The sequence below is a fragment of the Arthrospira sp. PCC 9901 genome (genome assembly GCF_059013425.1).
In genome coordinates, this window is the sequence record NZ_CP102296.1 from 2,283,916 (window position 1) to 2,302,217 (window position 18,302).

Here is an 18,302-nt window from a genome sequence, read left to right on the forward strand (position 1 = left end):
CAAATATTTGCCAATCATGATCTTAAACAGATAGATGTAATTGTGATCCGGTAGCGGTTTTAGTGACTTCTATTTTGGCTTGAAATGCCTCTTTCAGGTGGGGAATGTGGGTGACAGCTAAAATGCAGGAAAAATCTGGGGCGATCGCATTTATGGAAGCAATTAGGCGATCGCATCCTTCCGCGTCTTGGGTGCCAAACCCTTCATCAATAATCAGCATTTGCAGCGCACATCCCGCCCTTTGTGCTAATAATTTAGCTAGGGCTAATCGAATCGCAAAATTAATCCTAAACGCCTCACCGCCAGAATAGGTTTCATAGGGTCTAGTTCCCCTAGCATCAGCAATTAATATATCCAGTGTATCAATTAACTTAGCCTTTTTCCGTTTCGCGCTGCCACTGCGTCCACTCCGTTGGGTAACAAACTGGACATGGAGTTGATTCGCCGAAAGTCTCGCTAAAATTTGATTCGTTTCGGCTTCTAATTGCGGTAACACATTTTCAATCATTAAGGCTTGAATACCATTTTTCCCAAAGGCTTGGGCTAATTCCTTATAAATTAGGGCTTGGTGACGATATTCCGATAATTCCTGTTTTTGCTGGCTTTGCTGCTGGCTCAGATTTTCTAAATGGATTCGTTGTTGTTGCCGCTTTCCTAATTGACTTAAATATTGATCAAGTTGTTGTCGCTGCTGTTTTATTTTCCCTTCTAGGTTACTAATATATAAGCTAGGATTTGGGGTATCTTCCAACTGTTTAGTTAAGAGTAGTATCTGTGATTTCACCCCCGACAAATCCTGCGATCGCACTTGATTTAATTGCCGTAATTCAGTCAGCCGTTGTTGAATTTGCGGATACTGACTTTCGGCAACTTTCAACTGTTCTGCTTTCCTCACCCATTCCTGTGCTTTACGCAACCGCACCCGGACTTGATTATGGTCTTCCAAATTATAGCCGCTCTCATTTAACTGTTTTTTTAGCTGAATAATCCTCTGCTGTAATTCCGAGGCGGTTTGTAGATAAATTATCTGGTCTAATGCCGACTGTAATTGTGCCACCATTGGCGGTTTGTCGGCTTGTAGTTGCCCTAGTTTTTGCTGGGCATCCCGAATTTGTATTTGCTTCATTTCTGCCCATCTCCAGCGCTTTTCTTCATTCCTGGCTAGGGCGTGGCTTTGTTCATTATAATCTAGTTGTTGCAGTTGCCGATCTAGTTGTTGCAGTTGCTGATACAGCGTCGCGGAGTGACTACCATCAGATAGCGATCGCTCAATTTGACTAGCTTCATCTCTCCACTGTTGTAGCTGCAATTCATCACTACCGAAACCCTCTAAGCGTGCTTGTAGTTGACCTCGTTGTTCTCGCAATTCTTCATAATTAGAGATTTGCCTTTGTAAGGTTGTATATTCAACCCGTAACGCAGCTATTTCCTGTTCTGAACGCGCCAAATCTTCCCGAATTATCCACAGGCGATCGCGAATTTCCTGTTGTTGGTTTTGGTGTTTACCCATTACCAAATTCCAGTGATGTTCATCTAAAGGGCGATCGCATAGGGGACAAACAGGCGCAGAGTCCCCCCTATTTTCCTCACTAAAAGAACGCCCTAACATTTCCATCTTTTTGTCTAATTCCGCTAATTTCGCCTCATACTCATGCTGTTGATGAGCCAATTTTTCCAAGTAGTTATGGCGTGACTGACCCTTAGCTGTTACCCGATTTTGATAAGTGCGTTTATTCTCAATTTCCCCAATGATTTTATGGAGATTTTGTAACTCTTGTTCCAATTCAGGGCGGTTATTTTCCAGGCGGTTCTGCATTTTGTGCATCGACGTATATAGTTCATCCAAACGGGCGCTAAGACGCGCTTGAGCGCGGTCTATTTCCCCCTGTATACGTTGATGTTCTTGCAGGATAGGGGTAACTTCAATTTGTAGTTTATCTAACTCATTCAGGCGCAAACGAGCCTGAGAAAGTTGAGCCATTCCTGCTTCTACTTCCGGCTGTTCAACCAGCACTTTTTGATATTCTTGTTCCTGTTTATGGAGAGATTCCATGCGAGTTTCAATCGTATCTTTATCCCGTTGTAATTGGTGGATTTTATCCTGTTGTTGCTGCTGAAGTTCCCGGAGTTGCTGTTGAATTTTTTGGTGAGTTTGAAACTGTAAACTCATCGTTTCTTCTGTAGCCTGTAGGGTCTGAAATTCCACCATCCCAGCGTTTATTTCTTCCTGTTGTTGCCGAATACCATCTAATTGTTGTAGTTGAGTTTGGGTGACGATAATTTCCTGTTCAAGGCGATCGCATTCTTGTTTAATCCCATGATATTGTTGTCGCTGTCCCTCTAATAGTTGTTCACAGGTTTGGCGATATTGTTGTTGTTCTCGGTAGGCTTGCAGTTGCTTTTGCTCAGACTCTTGTTGTTTCTGAAGTTTACCAAGGGTAGTTTCTAACTGAGTGATTTGAGCCACTATTTCCGGCAGTTTTTGTGTCTCCAACTCTCCGATAGTTAAAGTGTGTTCTAATTGCTCAATTTTCAATTTATATTCCTTCGAGATATCTTTAGCTTTCTCCACTAAAGTATCATATTCATCTAACTTGAGTAAGCTGCCCAAAACTTCTTTGCGATCGCTGGGACGTTTTAACATAAACTCATCAGCTTTTCCTTGACGCAAATAGGCAGAATTAATAAAAGTATCGTAGTCTAGGCGCAGATGTTCTAAAATCTTTTGTTGTGTGCTACGGACTCCCCCTTGACTGAGGGCAGTAAACTTAATTTGCTCCGCTTTTTTGTCCGGTTCTAATGGTGCGATTTGAAAATCCAGAGTCCCCGACTGACCACGGCGACGAGTCCTAATTACCCGGTATAAGTTACCATGACTAATAAAGATAAAATCAACCCGCATTTGGGTTTCGCCAATTTGAATTAAATCATCTTCTGTCCCCGCCCGACTATGACCCCAAATCGACCAGGCGATCGCCTCTAACAGCGAAGACTTACCCGCCCCATTCGGTCCACAAATGCAGGCAGTGTGCAAGCCACTAAAATCCAGGCTGGCGTCGCGATAACTGAGAAAATTCTTCAGGGTGAGTTTCTGTGGGATCATATCGCGATATTCAGATGAAATTCCGTTTGATATCAGTTTGAGCGAAGCTCCCATAATTATAGCATCAATCAATCCTATTGGTGAACCTAGACCAATCCGCCTTCTCATATTAATTGTGTCACTGACTTTTCTCCAACCATTGCTAAGGATGATATCAGCTCATAAAAAGTGTCGCTATGAGGTCAAACAAGCTGCTAAAATCGTAATATTGTTATTGTGGGCAGCGATTATGACAGGAGATTATCGATCGCCACAGGGAATAGTAGATCAGTTTCAAGCATTGCAACATCAACTCCGAGAGTCTTTCAGTCAAGGGGGAAACCTGGGATTTGATGATTTTGATGTATTAGTGATTCCATCCCTCACCTTAGATCAGCAGCAATTGCAGAAAATTCCCGGAGTTCATCAGTATGAGGAGAGATTTCTGTTTTCTCTGACTCGTTTACGAAATCCTAGAGTTAGATTAATTTATGTAACTTCCCAACCCCTTCACCCCAGCGTTATTGACTATTATCTGCATTTAATGCCTGGAATTCCCTTTTCTCACGCGCGCGATCGCCTACTATTATTTTCTACCTACGATTCCTCTAATCGCTCCCTCACCGAAAAAATCCTAGAACGTCCCCGGTTAGTCGAAAGAATACGCCAAGTCCTGCGACCTAACCGCACCTATATGGTCTGCTTTAACTCTACTCAATGGGAACGAAAATTATCAGTTAAATTACAAATTCCCCTCTGGGCTTCTGACCCCGATTTAGCCCATTGGGGAACCAAAAGCGGCAGTCGCCAGATTTTCGCAGAAGCCAATATTCCCCACCCAGACGGCAGTAAATTAGTCTGGAATGAAACAGCTTTAGCCGCAGAAGTTAACGCTTTATGGGAACGACAACCCCAGTTAAAACGAGCAGTAATTAAGCTAAATGAGGGCTTTTCTGGAGAAGGCAATGCTATCCTTAATCTCCAAGGAATTGGCGACATTCCCCCTCATCAAAGGGTCGCAAAAATTAGCGATCGCTTGGTGAATTTAAGTTTTCAAGCCAGCCATGAAACCTGGTCTAGTTTCCGTAGCAGAATCCCTGAATTAGGCGCAATTGTCGAAGCCTTTATCGAAGGAGACATTAAGCGATCGCCTAGTGTTCAATGTCAGATTTACCCTTCCGGGGAGGTCGAAGTTCTATCTACCCATGACCAAATTCTGGGGGGTCCAGATGGTCAAATTTTTGAGGGTTGTAGTTTCCCCGCTGACCAAGCCTATCGATTACAACTGCAAGAATTAGGCGAAAAAGTCGGTAAAATCTTAGCCCAAAAAGGAGCCCTAGAAAGATTTGGTTTAGATTGTATTGCCGTTCGTCAACCACAGCCACCAGAGGCACAATGGGAACTACAAGCCATTGAAATTAACCTGCGTCGGGGTGGCACAACTCATCCATTTATGACCCTCCAATTATTAACTAATGGCGAATATGATCGCCATACTGGCTTATTCTATAGCCAGCATAAACAACCCAAATATTATATTGCCTCAGATAATCTTCAGAGCCATCATTATCGCGGTCTTTTACCCAATGATTTAATGGATATTATCGCCCAATATCATCTGCATTTTAACAATAAAACAGAAACCGGAACCGTATTTCACTTAATCGGCTGTTTGTCTCAATTCGGGAAACTGGGTTTAACCTGTATTGGTGACTCTCCCACACAAGCACAGGAAATCTACGATCGCATTGTCGCCGTTTTAGATCGAGAAACTCAGGCGATCGAACAGTCAGAAGACACACTAGACCTATCCCCAAACCTGGGAAAAGTCTGTGAACATTTATCAGGATCTATTTATTAGTTAGCGTTATTTAGGCTGATAATGATCACAGCTAGAACAGCAACCTGTAGGATTAACAGCACATAACAAAAATGCCGAGTTAGCGTTAAATTTACAGGTCGCCTGTTTATTAACCGTCTTTGATAGCAGGTTATAACGCTGTTCGTGATGTTCTATAAATCGTTTGATTTGTTGATGGGACTGTAGCCGCATTCTTTCCATACCTAGGTTGTTCATCGCCCAGCTTTGCGTAAATGTTCATGATTATAGATTGTATCTATATCTTATCCTATCCGCTTGTGTTTTTGATCACAGAAGCGCCCAGGTATCTTAGAGTCTCAGCGAGAGGTTACGCCAAGCGGCGGGTTGAGAGATAGGTTTTTTGATTACCACCCCAACCCGCCGGATTCGAGTTAAGCTACTTTTACCAATTCTAACTCCTGTTTTTTCTTGACATATTCAGCCAGTTGTGATTCGATTTGCTGGCGCACTTCTTGGCGGTAGTCGTAGAAGTGTTCAAAGTGAGCGCACATGACTAGATACATTTCCACAACACCGGGGTTTTTGCGGATAATATCCAGTAGATAAATCCAAAAAGTCCAGCGAGTCTTACGGACTACTCCCTGTCGCCATATCAGAATTGACAAGGCTTTTATAGTTTTCCAGCTTAGGGTTCTTCCCCCAGCTTTTTTGCGACGAGGTGCGCCTAGTTTCAGATAATAGCGGTGAGTGCGATCGAGAAACACTTGCGGATCGTAGAGTTTCCAAAAACCGTCTATATATTCCTGTGCAATTTCCTCAATGGGACGAGTAGGAATAAAATTCATCAGAGTAGTCTGGTTAATATTGGCGGTTTCTGAGCCTTCCAGCAGCCTCCCTTCTTTCTTTAAACGATGCCATAATCCCGTATTAGGGAGAACCTGTAGCATACTAAACATAGCCACTGGAATAGCCGTAGTTTCTACAAATTGGATAATGCGATCGCCAGCCCCAGACTTTTCACCATCAAAGCCAATAATAAAACCAGCCATTACCCGCAGTCCAGACCTAGTAATATTATCCACAGCATCAACTAGGGAATTACGGGTATTTTGGAATTTTTTAGTCAGCGCGAGACTACCTTCGTCCGGGGTTTCAATTCCCAGGAAAACCGCATAGAAATTAGCCTCTACCATCATGTTCATTAATTCTTGGTCTTCGGCGAGATCAACTGATGCTTCTGTCATCATACGGAAGGGATAGTTATTTTTTTCCATCCATTCTTTCAACGCCGGAAGCAGCAATTTGACATTGCGTTTATTCCCAATGAAGTTATCATCAACCAAAAAGATAGTTTGAGTAAATCCTAGTTCTAGGAGGCGATCCAGTTCCGCCAGTAACTGTTCCGGTGCTTTGGTGCGAGGTTTGCGACCATATAACACAATAATATCACAGAATTCGCACTGAAACGGGCAGCCTCTGGAGAATTGCAAAGCCATCATATCATAGGCTTGTTTTTCCAACAAATCAAACCTAGGAATTGGGGTAGTAGTTACATCAGGTTTTTCGCCATTAGCGGCGCGTAATATCCCACTTGTTTCCCCTCTTTCCAGGGCTGCTACAAACATAGGGAGGGTAATTTCTCCCTCATCTAACACTAGAAAATCAGCCCCCATTTTTTCAGCTTCGTGGGGTAGTGCGGTCGGGAAAGGACCCCCCACAGCTACAATTTTGCCGCGTTTTTTGGCTTCCTTAATTTGGGCAAGGAAGTCATTTTTTTGAACAATCATGGCGGACAAAATCACTAATTCTGCCCATTCCCATTCTGCTTCCGTGACGGCTCGCACATTGCGATCGACCAGCTTAAATTCCCATTCTTGGGGGAGAATAGCCGCTACTGTGATTAAACCCAAAGGCGGTAATAGAGCCTTGCAATCGACTAAATCTAAGGTTTTTTCAAAAGACCAAAAACTTTTTGGGAAAATTGGATAAACCAGTAAGACTCTCATGGAATAATGCACCGTATTAACGATAAATTAGATGGGAATTGGATGGGGTCTCATACTTTTAAGAAACCGCCATTTTTGCAATTTCTTCGGTGACAATTTCCACCGTTTGATAAATTTGTTCTTCCGTATGCTGACAGGTAACAAAAAAACGCAGACGGGCTGCATTTTGAGGAACGGAAGGATAGAACATAAATGGGACGTTAATACCCCGATGAAACAGATTTTGGGACAGTTGCACAGAAGCCAGGGAATCGCCCACAATAATCGGAATAATGGGCGAATCTTTGCTGGTTCCTGTGTTGAGATTATGTTGTTTAGCGAGATTCAGGAACAATTGACCACGATCGCGTAGTCTTTGCACCCGTTCTGGTTCTGATATTAACACATTAATTGAAGCCAGAACCGATGCCGCGTTAGGTGGCGAAATACCCACGCTGTAGACAAAACCGGGGGCCGTATATTTCAAGTATTCCACTAAAGCACTAGACCCCGCAATATATCCCCCACAACTGGCGAAAGATTTACTAAGGGTTCCCATCCACAAATCTACATCATTGGGGTCAACGCCAAAGTGTTCACTAAGGCCTCTGCCCTGTTGACCTAATACCCCAATTGAATGGGCCTCATCCACCATCAGAAAGGCTTTATACTCTTGTTTTAACTCAATAAACCTGGGTAGATCGGGAATATCACCATCGGTGCTATAAATGCCTTCTATCAGGATTAAAGTGCGTCTATAACGGTGGCGGCGGTCTTTGAGAATTTGGTGCAGGCTTTCCCAATCATTATGGGGAAAAGCAATAGTAGTGGCTCCCGAAAGTAAACAGCCTTGTAATAGACTATTATGGCTGAGGACATCATGAAGGATCAGGTCATTTTGTCCAAACAGGTGGCCAACGGTGGTGACGTTGGTAGCATGACCGCCAACATAAACGATGCTGTCTTGGGTGCCGATAAAATTGGCGATCGCCTTTTCTAACTCCCGATGAATAGGTTTTTCCCCCGAAAGCAGGCGGCTGGCGGAAGCCGATGTACCATAGCGGTCTATAGCATCCTTCGTAGCTTGGGAAACTATCGGATCACCAGACATCCCCAAATAGTTATAGGTAGCATAGTTAATCAACTCACGACCGTTAATAATCGTGGTATTGCTGGCGATACCTTCTTGGGGGGTAAAGAAGGGGTTACTAATGCCCAGGGCTGCGATTTGCTGCTGTTGCTGTTTAATTTTCAGGTATTCTGGATACAGTTCAAACCGATAGTATTCCGGGGGAATATCTGGTAAGGTTTGGCTGGTGGCTCTTTGGCGCAACAATTCGGCAAGGAGATCCCGTTTTTGTTGTGGTGAAAGGTTAGCGGTGCGATCGGATATATTGGTCATGAATGATTTTCCTGTTCAGACAACATTGAATTCAGCAGGGAGTCTACCTCGGCATCGGACATTTGGTTGAGTCTTTCTAGCAGTTGTTGTGCCTGTTGTGGACTCACAGACTGACCGCTGCTGTTCGCTGTGGCCATAGGGGTAGTATCCTGGGCTAGATAATCAGCGATCGCCTTAATAGTCGGATAATCCCACAGCAAAGTGGGGGGAAGTCTACGTCCAAATTGATTTTCCAGGTCTCCAGATAAATTAACCGCCTCAATGGAATTGAGGCCATAATTGGCAAAGTCTTCATCAATATCAATGTCATCTGGATTTAACCCCAATCTCTGGGCAATTTGGGTAATTAACCAGCCTTGGATCGCTTCCGCATCAGGGGATAACCCCACAGAATTTGGCGATTTAGGTTGGCTACCCAGTTGGTCAATATCTTTTCCATTCCAAGAGTGGTTCAACACTTGCACTATTCACTCCTCCATCACATTTTAGGCTGGCTATGCAAGATTCCGGGGCAGATTAGGCAGCCCGTCGGCGGTGAATCTTAAATCGCACCTTGACGGTTATTGTGCCACGAAGCCGATCTGATCAATCCTTTGCTGTTTCTGTTACCTCTAACGGACACAATAAGTTCAGTCTTCGACTACCTCCAAAGTCCCCGCTAGAAAACCAGCACGGCAAGCATGACGTTGGATCTTACCACTTGATGTTTTGGGAATGGTTCCAGGTTTGAGTAGCAGGGTACTATAAACTTGCAAATCATGATTTTGGGAAACCGCACGCCGGATTGATTGAATTAGGTCCTTAGTGCTGAAGGATTCCTCCCTGGAAACATTGGTTGAGGTTTCACGACGAGGACTAGATTGCCGTTTCCAATAGTAGCGTTCTACTTCTGCAATCACCACTAACCTTTCTTCCCCCCCCACATCTACGGAAAATCCCGCCGCACAACTAGGACGGATTAAGGGGTGACTTTGTTCAACCGTCCATTCTATGTCTTGGGGATAATGGTTGCGGCCGTTAATGATAATTACATCTTTCAGGCGACCAGTGATAAATAGTTCCCCGTTTTCGATGAAGCCTAAATCTCCAGTCCGCAAAAATGGTCCTTCTCCGGTGGTGGCTAGATATTGACTAAAGATGGACTCGGTTTCTGATGGTCGATTCCAGTAACCTTGGGCGATACTTGGTCCTGATACCCAAATTTCTCCTACCTGTCCCGGTTCACAGGGTATCCCCGTGGATGGGTCCACAATGGCGATCGCCTGATCTTCTAAACTTTGGCCACAGCCTACTACTGTGCGACTATTCTCTGTGTGACCGTTAGTGGCGATCGCCTGATGTTGTTCTAGGGATGATGCTTGAATCGTTTTCAACGTCGGTAGTTGAGTTTTATCGCCGCCACTGACGATTAGGGTAGCCTCCGCCATACCATAGCAGGGATAGAAAGCCTGGGGATTAAATCCACAACTAGCAAACGTCCGCGCAAATTTTTCTAACACTTCATGGGATATCGGTTCCGCCCCATTAAACGCTAAATCCCAACTACTCAGGTCTAGGGTTTCTATTTGGTCTGGTGTGACTCGGCGCACGCACAAGTCATAAGCAAAGTTTGACCCGCCGCTGGTGGTCGCACCATGTCTTGATATCGCTTCTAGCCACCTGATAGGACGTTGGAGGAACATTAGCGGAGACATTAACACCACCGGAAATCCTCCATATAGGGGTTGGATAATCCCCCCAATTAACCCCATATCGTGATAGGGTGGTAGCCAGATCATCCCTATGCTGTCCTGGTTGTGACCGAATTTCTCATAAATCCAGCCGGAATTGTGCATCAGGTTCTGGTGGCTGATCATCACCCCTTTGGGGGTAGCCGTTGAACCTGATGTATATTGGAGAAACGCTAAACTCTCCGGGTTGATGCTTAGGTCCTCATAGCGATCGCTGCAACTTTCGGCTACCTTATCTGTGGCGACCCAGTTCAGTTTCTGTAGTTCCCAGACCTCCCCAAATTGCCGCTGTAGACTCGGTAGCACAGATTCTGTGGTTAGAGCTAGGTGAGAGTCCGCGTCTTCTAAGATACCCATAATCCTCGACAGCGAGCGGTTGGGGCGCGGCGGATAGGCTGGAATTGGTACTATACCTGCATACAAACAGCCAAAAAATGCCGTAATATAATCTATGCCCGGTTGATATAGTAGTAAGGCTCTCTCTCCCGGTTGGCTGATGCTTTGGAGATGGGCGGCGATCGCTCGACATATTCTGTCTAACTTTTGGTAGGTTAAACTGATGGTTTCAGTTTCTCCATCCACTAAAAATTTATAAGCAACTTGATGGGGTTGATGGATGGCTCGACCCTTTAATATTTCCATTAACGTTGCTGCATCAAACGGATGTTGGAAAGCAGTCATTAAGTCTTAATAAGTGATTGAGTAAGCGAAAAAGTTTCCGGTCTCTTGGATAATATAACCTATTTTAATCTTTTGGCAACTTTTTTGTTGATTGGATGCTGACATCATTTGTTCAGGCTGACCCTAGGGACTATAATTACATCCCTAGACCAAAGATGCTGATAGCCAGTGTCAAGTTGACAAAGATTTTCTCTCGTCCAACCTGCTTGATTAATCATTAATCATTTACTGGCTATATTTAACCCCTAATTTTGAGAGTTAATTGGGGCGTGACTTTTGCCATACTTGGTCTAGGCGATCGTTCCATTTTTTCTGATTCGCCGTCGCTTCCTGAATGTATGGAGAAGCCGCAATTAGTTTAATCAATAACTCATTAACTGCCGACAAAGGAAACTTTAAAGGTCGCACAATATCCAAGAATAACACTACCCTAATTCCATTCGTTTCATTCCACGCTTCATGGGGAAATGAATCGTCAAATAACATACATTTTCCCTCTTCCCAATGCCGGATTTCATCCCCCACTCGCAGACGGCACTTTTCCCGGGGTTCCGGCACTTTTAAACCTAACAAACACCGAATTACCCCCTTGTATGGTCCCCGATGTTCCGGGATATGTTTGCCCGGCAGTAATATAGAGAAAAATGCCGTTTTTAAACCTGGGATTTGTTGGATGATTTTGGTGGTTTCAGGACAGCGATCGCAACTTTCCGCCGATTTAACTCCATAGCCATATAAACAGTAGGTTTTCCATAAATTATCCGTACTCGCATTATAGGCTTGATCCGGCGAAATATCCTGAAAATTAGGCAACTCATCCCGATATTTTAACAGTTCGTCTACCTCCTGGCGGATTAAATGCCAATCCCTTTCTAACAGGTCAACCCATTGGAAATGTTCCGGGTATTTGGCAGCGTCAAAAAATGCCGTATCCCCAATTTTGGAAGATTTACCAATCGATGTTTCTAAGCCTCTTAATATCGGTTCGCCAATGCCATAAATTAAGAAATTTCGCAGTTTATCTTTAAAATTGCTCTGTAACCCTACCTCAGTCATAAATAGCACTTTTCCTAATTTGATTAATCACCCATATAGTAATACAGGTATATTTAATTATACAAGACCAGGGGCAACCAAAGAGATCCGGTTGCGATACCCTGGCCAAAGCTGCTTGATGTTTGTTGATTAACTGTTAACTTGTTCCCGGCGCACCAGGTCAGAAATATTGCTTTGTTGCAACTCCTGACATTGCCATTGTCCGACCACCTCCAGAGTTCCCGCGAGAAACTGACGGCCACAGACTTGGCGTTGGACCTTACCGCTGGTAGTTTTCGGGAGAGTTCCAGTTTTCAGTAATACTACCGCAAAAACATCCGCTAGATGCTGATCAGCGATCGCATGACGGATAGCGCCAATAACCTCCTCGACATTCAGCTTTCGCAGAAATTGCCGTTGTACCTCGTAGGCGATGACCAGACGTTCTTCCCCCTCCACTTCAATCGAAAAAGCCGCCCCACAGCCAGGACGTAACTGATCATGACAGGTTTCTAAAGTTTGTTCAATATGTTGAGGATAATGGTTGCGACCCCAGAGAATCATCATCTCCTTAATCCTACCCGTAATAAATAATTCCCCATTCTCCAAAAACCCCAGATCACCCGTCCTCAGAAACCCACCCTGATTACCTAATTTAGCCTTAAACGTGCGATCGCTTTCCTCTGGGTTATTCCAATAACCCAAACCAATACCCGCGCCGCGCAGCCAAATTTCCCCTACTTCTCCCTCAGCACAACGGGTTAGGGTTTCCGGGTTAGCAATGACAATTTCATCCCCTAGCCAACCATGACCACAGCCAACCACAGCTTTCGCCGACCGATGATCACTCTCCACAGCTACCACCTTATTTTCCTCCAAAGCCGTGCGATCGACATAGCGAATCACCGGAAGATCTGCTTTTCGACCCCCAGAAATAAATAAAGTCGTCTCCGCCATACCATAACAGGGATAAAAAGCCGATCGTCGAAAACCACACTCCGCGAACGTTTTGGCAAAATTCTCTAAAGTTTCGGCGCGGACAGGTTCAGCCCCAGAAAATGCCACCTCCCAGCTACTTAAATCCAATTTTTTGATCTCACTAGGGGTCGCCTGTCGCCACAGTAAATCATAGGCAAAATTCGGCCCGCCGCTGGTCGTCGCTTGGTACCGAGATATGGCTTTTAACCAGTTCATGGGTTTCTGTACTAGCGCCACCGGAGACATTAACGTTACCGGAAAACCACCATATAGCGGTTGAATGACTCCCCCAATAAGTCCCATATCGTGGAATAGGGGTAGCCAGATCAAGCCTTGACTTTCCCCCCTGTGTTCAAAGGCTTGATAAATCATTTCCGAGTTGTGTAGGACGTTTTGGTGAGTCACCATTACTCCTTTTGGTGTTCCCGTAGAACCCGAAGTATATTGCAGAAATGCTAGGGTTTCCGGGTTGATGTCTGGGGGAGACCAGGACTCTCCTAGCTTCGGGTTTAGACTGTCTGTAGTTATCCAGGGGAGTTGCTCGAATTTGGGCGCTAATTCCGGCACTTTTTTTAATAGTCCTTGTATATGGGATAGCAAGGGTTTACTCGTTAGGGCTATTTTCGCCTTTGATAATTCCATGCGTTCTTGCAGTTTTCCTAATCCTTGGCTAGACCGGGGTGGGTTATCCGTTACCGCTACTACCCCCGCATACAGACACCCAAAAAAAGCCGCGATAAATTCTAGTCCGGCCGTGTAGGGATACACTACTAATACATGGGTTCCGGGGGGGACGTGGCGACGAATTTCTGCGGCGATCGCTTTCGCTTGTTCCTCTAGTTCCCCATAGGTTAAGCGCCCCGACTCCGTTTCTCCGTCCGCTAAAAATGTATAGGCGTTTTGGTCTCTTAATTTTTCGGCGCGATCGCGCAGTAGGTCTACTAACGTTTGATACTCAGTCATTTGGCTTGCATATCCCATCTTTTTGATCAAACCACATTTTGCCACTTCCTACCCCCCCTTTAACTTCCCTCACATTTTTACCCAAATTCTCCATTTTCTATTGACAAATATTAGGGCTTGACTTATTATAGAAGCATGGGAATCTGTGGGCGCATATATATAGAAATTTGGCCGATATCTTCATATCCCAAGAATTAAAGACCCGAATTTTCATGGGTCTTTGCTAGTTTTTAACCCCCCCCTACAGAACTTGATGGCGATCGCTTAATGATCGCTACCGATAACGCTGGGGTTGGACGCGCCCCGCATTTAATTAACCTTTAAACAGTTGACAAACCTCGGCACTTGACATACAATTTTATTGTGGGAATCTGTGCCGACATATATATGGCTTTTGAGAGCCGGGACCCCTTCGATATCATTTAGAAATCGGAAAAATTGCCATAAAAGCCTCACCAGAACTTAATCTTATCGCCCTTATCCCAACACCATAGTTCATCTCAGGTCAGTATTAGCTTTTTTATTCCTGAATAGTCCCCAAAGTTACCGAAAAAGCCGACAATAGGGAAATCGTTGTCAATAAATGCGAGGCAATGAGAAACCCACTTGATTGACAGGGACTAAGGGAAGCTATTACTATTTGCTGGCTGACTTTGTGTTTCCCGCATCTGCCCATTTTTCGATAAATCAATAGACTATGCAAATCTTCTTGCGAATCTGGTTAGGACAAATTATCTCCGTAGTCGGCACATACATCACAGACTTCGCTTTAGGGGTGTGGGCTTATCAGACCACAGGTTCCCTAACCCTGTTTGCTCTGATCATGGTGTTAGCCTATCTACCCAATCTGCTAATTTCCCCTATAGCAGGGGTGCTAGTAGATCGGTGGAACCGACGTTGGGTGATGCTAATTGCTGATTCTACCACAGGTGTGACAGCAATAGGGATGATGATCCTGTTACAGTCCGGCAGCCTGGAAATTTGGCACATCTACATAGCCGTTAGCATCAGTTCCGTCGCTAACGCCTTCCATATTCCAGCTTACATGGCAGCGATCGCCCAAATTGTCCCCAAACAGCATTTAGGTCGAGCTAACGGCATGGTACAGATATCGCGGGCGCTGGCTAGAATTTTAGGTCCGACCATTGCCGGATTTTTAGTAGAAGCTGTCCAGTTGCAGGGGGTATTAGTCTTTGATTTTGCCACCTATGTACTAGCCACCATTGCTCTGCTGAGTGTGAGGCTTCCCGATCCGAAACCAGTCGCATCAAGCGATCGCAAAACCGTTAACTTTGAACGGATCTGGGGAGAAATTAGCTCCGGGTGGGATTATGTAGCCGCGCGTCCGGGACTGTTAGGGTTAATGCTATTTTTTGCAGTCATTTATCTAACAGAAGGAATGATCCAGGTTCTTTTCTGGCCGATTATTCTCAGTTTTGCATCTAGTTCCCAATTGGGGATAGTGTTATCTATTAGTGGTTGCGGGATGTTATTCGGTAGCCTAGTAGTCAGCGCCTGGGGAGGATTAAAACGCCAAGTTAATGGAATTCTGTTGTTTGTCGCCCTACAGGGACTCTGTTTATGTTTAGGAGGATTTCAACCTACCCTATTTTTAGCAGCTATTGGCGGATTTGGTTATCTATTCTCCCAGCCCATTGTCATCAGCAGCAACCAAACTATCTGGCAATGCAAAGTTCCCCAATATCTGCAAGGACGAGTTTTCGCTTTACAAGGGTTATTTGAAAAATCCTTGTTAGTCGTAACACAACTCAGCGTCGGACCTTTGGTTGATGGCATTTTTGAACCCATGATGCAGCCTGGGGGAATATTGGCAGATCGAGTCGGACATATTATCGGTATGGGACCCGGACGGGGAAGTGCTTTGCTTTTGTGTGGGGTCGGTATAATTAATATTGCTGCCGTCATTATTGCCTATCGCAGTCCTCGTCTCCGTCGTTTGGAAGCTGAGGTTCCTGATGCGATCGCTCATTCTGCTAATGTAGTTTCTAGTTAACCTTAAACTAGACCCCGTAATGCTGCCAACTCTTCCATAATTAAAGGGGGTTCATATCCTAAATCAAACGCTTGGGAACTGTCTAGGGATGTATCGGGAGAACGAGGTGCGATCGATTTAACATCCTGTTGCTTTCCTGGCGTAATTCTATCCGCTGGTAAATCTAGCACCTGCGCCATTAGCAAGCCAAACTCATAGCGAGATATCCTCTGTTTTCCCCCTAGGTGTAATATCCCATTAACCTTTTTTTCAATCGCTAACAGTAACCCCCTAGCCGCAGTCTTGCCACTAACTGGCGTGCGAAATTCATCCTCAAACAGGTTGAGGCAATTTCCCGATTTTAGCGTTTTGATAAATCCCTGGATAAAACTACCCCCATGAGGCGAGGCTATCCCATACATTAAAGGCATTCGACAGATAGCAGCTTTCGGATATCTGGCTAATATTTCCCCTTCCGCTTTCACTTTCTGTTCCCCATAAGTGTTAATCGGACAAACTAGATCAGTTTCTCGATACGGAGGGTTTAAACCATCAAATACTAGGTCAGTCGAAGTAAACACATAAGGAATTCCCGCCGCGCCGCACAAACTCGCAATATCCCCAGCCGCCACCACGTTAATTTTATGAGATATATCCGGGTTCTCTTCGCAAAAATTCGGTTTTGAAGCCGCCGCTGCATGAATGACCGCATCAGGTTTTATTTCTTCCCATACCTGCTTTAAGTCTCCTAATACCGTCAAATCAGTTTTGATAAATTTGACACCACTCTCTATCACCGGACTGGAATTATACGTTCCGTAAACCTCCCATTCAGATTTGGCTACCTGGCATATATTCCAACCCAAGAAACCGCTCGCACCTGTCACTAACAGTTTTTGAATCATCGCTTTTTATTGTATGGCTTTTGCTGCTGTTATCTTCCCGCCTAGTGGTCGATACTTTTGGGGATAATCCTATATATATGTCGCCACAGATTCCCATGCTTCTATAATAGGTCAAGTTCCAGGGTTTGTCAATACTAAATCATCATTTATTTTCCATTCATTGATATGGGGAAAATTACTTAGTTTTTTATGCCCCTAACCGCCAGATGAGCCATGATGCATAAAATGGCGTTTTTGTCAATAGGCAGATTTTGGACCGTCCATTTTAGCCCCAAAACTCGTGCATCGTGATTTTAAGTTTTAGCCAGAGAATATTGATAATCCGCGATATAATCAGGGTTGTAGCCTCTTTTTTGGCGTAAGGACACAAGAAGCCCTTGGATGCGATTATTTATAGCATACCAAAACCCCTATAAATTCGTCAAGTGTTTGAGAGATATTCTCAATAAAATCTTAACAATTATTAACATACTTTTAAAATTCAAAACCTTGGAAATTTATCTATCAGCAAAACTTAACTATGCTCGATGATATAAGGGGATAGGTGAGGGGGGCGGGTTTGTTAATATCGCAGTAAGTTTCATTAACTGTGGAACCCGCCATTAAAGTAGAATTGAGAATTGATAACTAAACCCTAGCCCTAACTACTTGTTGTAATACAGCTTCAAACATTTTAATGCCATCAGTATTACCCAACATAGGGTCAGCAGCTCTTTCGGGGTGAGGCATCATACCGACCACAGTACCGGATTGGTTACAAATTCCGGCAATATTATTGAGAGAACCATTAGGGTTATCGCCTTCATAGCGGAACACGACCTGGTTATTATCTTCTAATTGTGCCAGAGTTTTTTCGTCGGCATAGTAACAACCCTCACCGTGAGCAATAGGAAGAGTAATCACCTCATTAGGTTGATATTTTCTAGTCCAGGGAGTTTTATTATTGACAACTCTGATGGGAACGCGATCGCAAATAAAATGCAGATCCCGATTGCGAACCAAAGCCCCAGGTAAAAGTCCGGCTTCGGTTAAAACTTGGAAACCATTACAGATACCGATCGCGAATTTACCAGCATTTACATGGTCAATAGTAGCGCGAATAATGGGAGAAAAACGGGCGATCGCACCACAGCGCAGATAATCACCATAACTAAACCCGCCGGGAATGACTACCACATCAATATCAGAAAGGTCTGTATCTTGGTGCCACACCATGCGGGTGGGTTTGTTTAAAAGTCCCTGTGTCACCCAGGCGACATCGCGATCGCAGTTAGAACCAGGGAAAACTAGGATACCAAATTTCATATCTAATGGGCTGTAGTGGTTGCAGTTTCCGATAGGGGGGTTAAATCAAAACGATAGGTTTCGATGACCGGGTTGGCTAAAATGCGATCGCAAATTTGATCAATTTGCTGGACTGCTTCCGCTTCGTCCGCCGCCTGGAGTGTCACCTCTATATATTTACCAATTCGGATTTGTTCGACATTTTGATATCCCATCTGCTGAACGCCGGAACGAACCGCCGTCCCGGCTGGGTCTAACACTGAAGGACGAAGGGTGACGTAAACTTTAGCTTGAAATGTTTGTGCCACAAAACTACCCATACTGCTTAACTAACAAATCTTATTATCCACCAAACCCGGATCACAAGAAACATCTACGAATTATCAACTGCAACAAGACTCTAGTTGGCTTCTGGCAGGTGTCACAAAATCTTCATACACAT

General features: G+C 44.5%; 13 protein-coding genes. 2 read left to right on the plus strand and 11 right to left on the minus strand.

Going from position 1 to position 18,302, the window contains the following annotated elements; translation table 11 throughout:
• Nucleotides 1-22: 22 nt before the first annotated feature.
• On the minus strand, nt 23-3,103 hold the full coding sequence (locus NLZ44_RS09955; protein WP_493752663.1) for an AAA family ATPase: 3,081 nt from the start codon (nt 3,101-3,103) through the stop codon (nt 23-25).
• 229 nt (nt 3,104-3,332) lie between these two features.
• Here NLZ44_RS09955 and NLZ44_RS09960 point away from each other — a divergent pair, with 229 nt between their 5' ends.
• Entirely contained in the window at nt 3,333-4,943 is a 1,611-nt protein-coding gene (locus NLZ44_RS09960) for a peptide ligase PGM1-related protein (RefSeq protein ID WP_048895360.1), read from the plus strand.
• Nucleotides 4,944-4,949: 6 nt separating this feature from the next.
• Here NLZ44_RS09960 and NLZ44_RS09965 read toward each other — a convergent pair whose 3' ends face one another.
• From NLZ44_RS09965 to NLZ44_RS09995, 7 genes are all read right to left on the minus strand, one after another.
• Complete coding sequence (locus NLZ44_RS09965) at nt 4,950-5,159, minus strand: DUF6464 family protein (RefSeq protein WP_008056984.1); 210 nt, start codon at nt 5,157-5,159, stop codon at nt 4,950-4,952.
• Nucleotides 5,160-5,335: 176 nt separating this feature from the next.
• Entirely contained in the window at nt 5,336-6,910 is a 1,575-nt protein-coding gene (locus NLZ44_RS09970) for a B12-binding domain-containing radical SAM protein (RefSeq protein ID WP_493752664.1), read from the minus strand.
• Nucleotides 6,911-6,968: 58 nt separating this feature from the next.
• On the minus strand, nt 6,969-8,291 hold the full coding sequence (locus NLZ44_RS09975) for an aminotransferase class I/II-fold pyridoxal phosphate-dependent enzyme (RefSeq protein WP_493752665.1): 1,323 nt from the start codon (nt 8,289-8,291) through the stop codon (nt 6,969-6,971).
• Entirely contained in the window at nt 8,288-8,755 is a 468-nt protein-coding gene (locus NLZ44_RS09980; protein ID WP_493752666.1) for an acyl carrier protein, read from the minus strand. Before NLZ44_RS09980 ends, NLZ44_RS09975 begins: the two co-directional genes overlap by 4 nt.
• Before the next feature lie 165 nt (nt 8,756-8,920).
• Nucleotides 8,921-10,702: a fatty acyl-AMP ligase gene (locus tag NLZ44_RS09985; RefSeq protein WP_493752667.1), complete on the minus strand. Its 1,782-nt coding sequence runs from the start codon at nt 10,700-10,702 to the stop codon at nt 8,921-8,923.
• Nucleotides 10,703-10,960: 258 nt separating this feature from the next.
• The gene (locus NLZ44_RS09990) at nt 10,961-11,758 is read right to left on the minus strand and encodes an aspartyl/asparaginyl beta-hydroxylase domain-containing protein (protein WP_493752668.1); all 798 of its coding nucleotides are present in this window, start codon (nt 11,756-11,758) and stop codon (nt 10,961-10,963) included.
• A 129-nt stretch (nt 11,759-11,887) separates the two neighbouring features.
• Nucleotides 11,888-13,678 carry a fatty acyl-AMP ligase gene (locus NLZ44_RS09995; protein ID WP_493752669.1) on the minus strand — a complete coding sequence of 597 codons (1,791 nt, stop codon included), beginning with the start codon at nt 13,676-13,678 and terminating at the stop codon, nt 11,888-11,890.
• A 697-nt stretch (nt 13,679-14,375) separates the two neighbouring features.
• Between NLZ44_RS09995 and NLZ44_RS10000 the strand changes: the two genes are divergently transcribed.
• Entirely contained in the window at nt 14,376-15,692 is a 1,317-nt protein-coding gene (locus NLZ44_RS10000; RefSeq protein WP_006621720.1) for an MFS transporter, read from the plus strand.
• Between the two features lie 2 nt (nt 15,693-15,694).
• Here NLZ44_RS10000 and NLZ44_RS10005 read toward each other — a convergent pair whose 3' ends face one another.
• The 3 genes from NLZ44_RS10005 to purS all read right to left on the minus strand — a co-directional run bounded on the left by NLZ44_RS10005 (nt 15,695) and on the right by purS (nt 18,180).
• Nucleotides 15,695-16,576, minus strand: coding sequence for an SDR family oxidoreductase (locus NLZ44_RS10005; RefSeq protein WP_493752670.1), 882 nt, complete (start codon nt 16,574-16,576; stop codon nt 15,695-15,697).
• Between the two features lie 627 nt (nt 16,577-17,203).
• A complete protein-coding gene (gene purQ, locus NLZ44_RS10010; RefSeq protein ID WP_006621717.1) occupies nt 17,204-17,881 on the minus strand; it encodes a phosphoribosylformylglycinamidine synthase subunit PurQ in 678 nt (225 codons plus the stop codon).
• Between the two features lie 2 nt (nt 17,882-17,883).
• Nucleotides 17,884-18,180, minus strand: coding sequence for a phosphoribosylformylglycinamidine synthase subunit PurS (purS, locus tag NLZ44_RS10015; RefSeq protein ID WP_006621716.1), 297 nt, complete (start codon nt 18,178-18,180; stop codon nt 17,884-17,886).
• Nucleotides 18,181-18,302 lie beyond the last annotated feature (122 nt).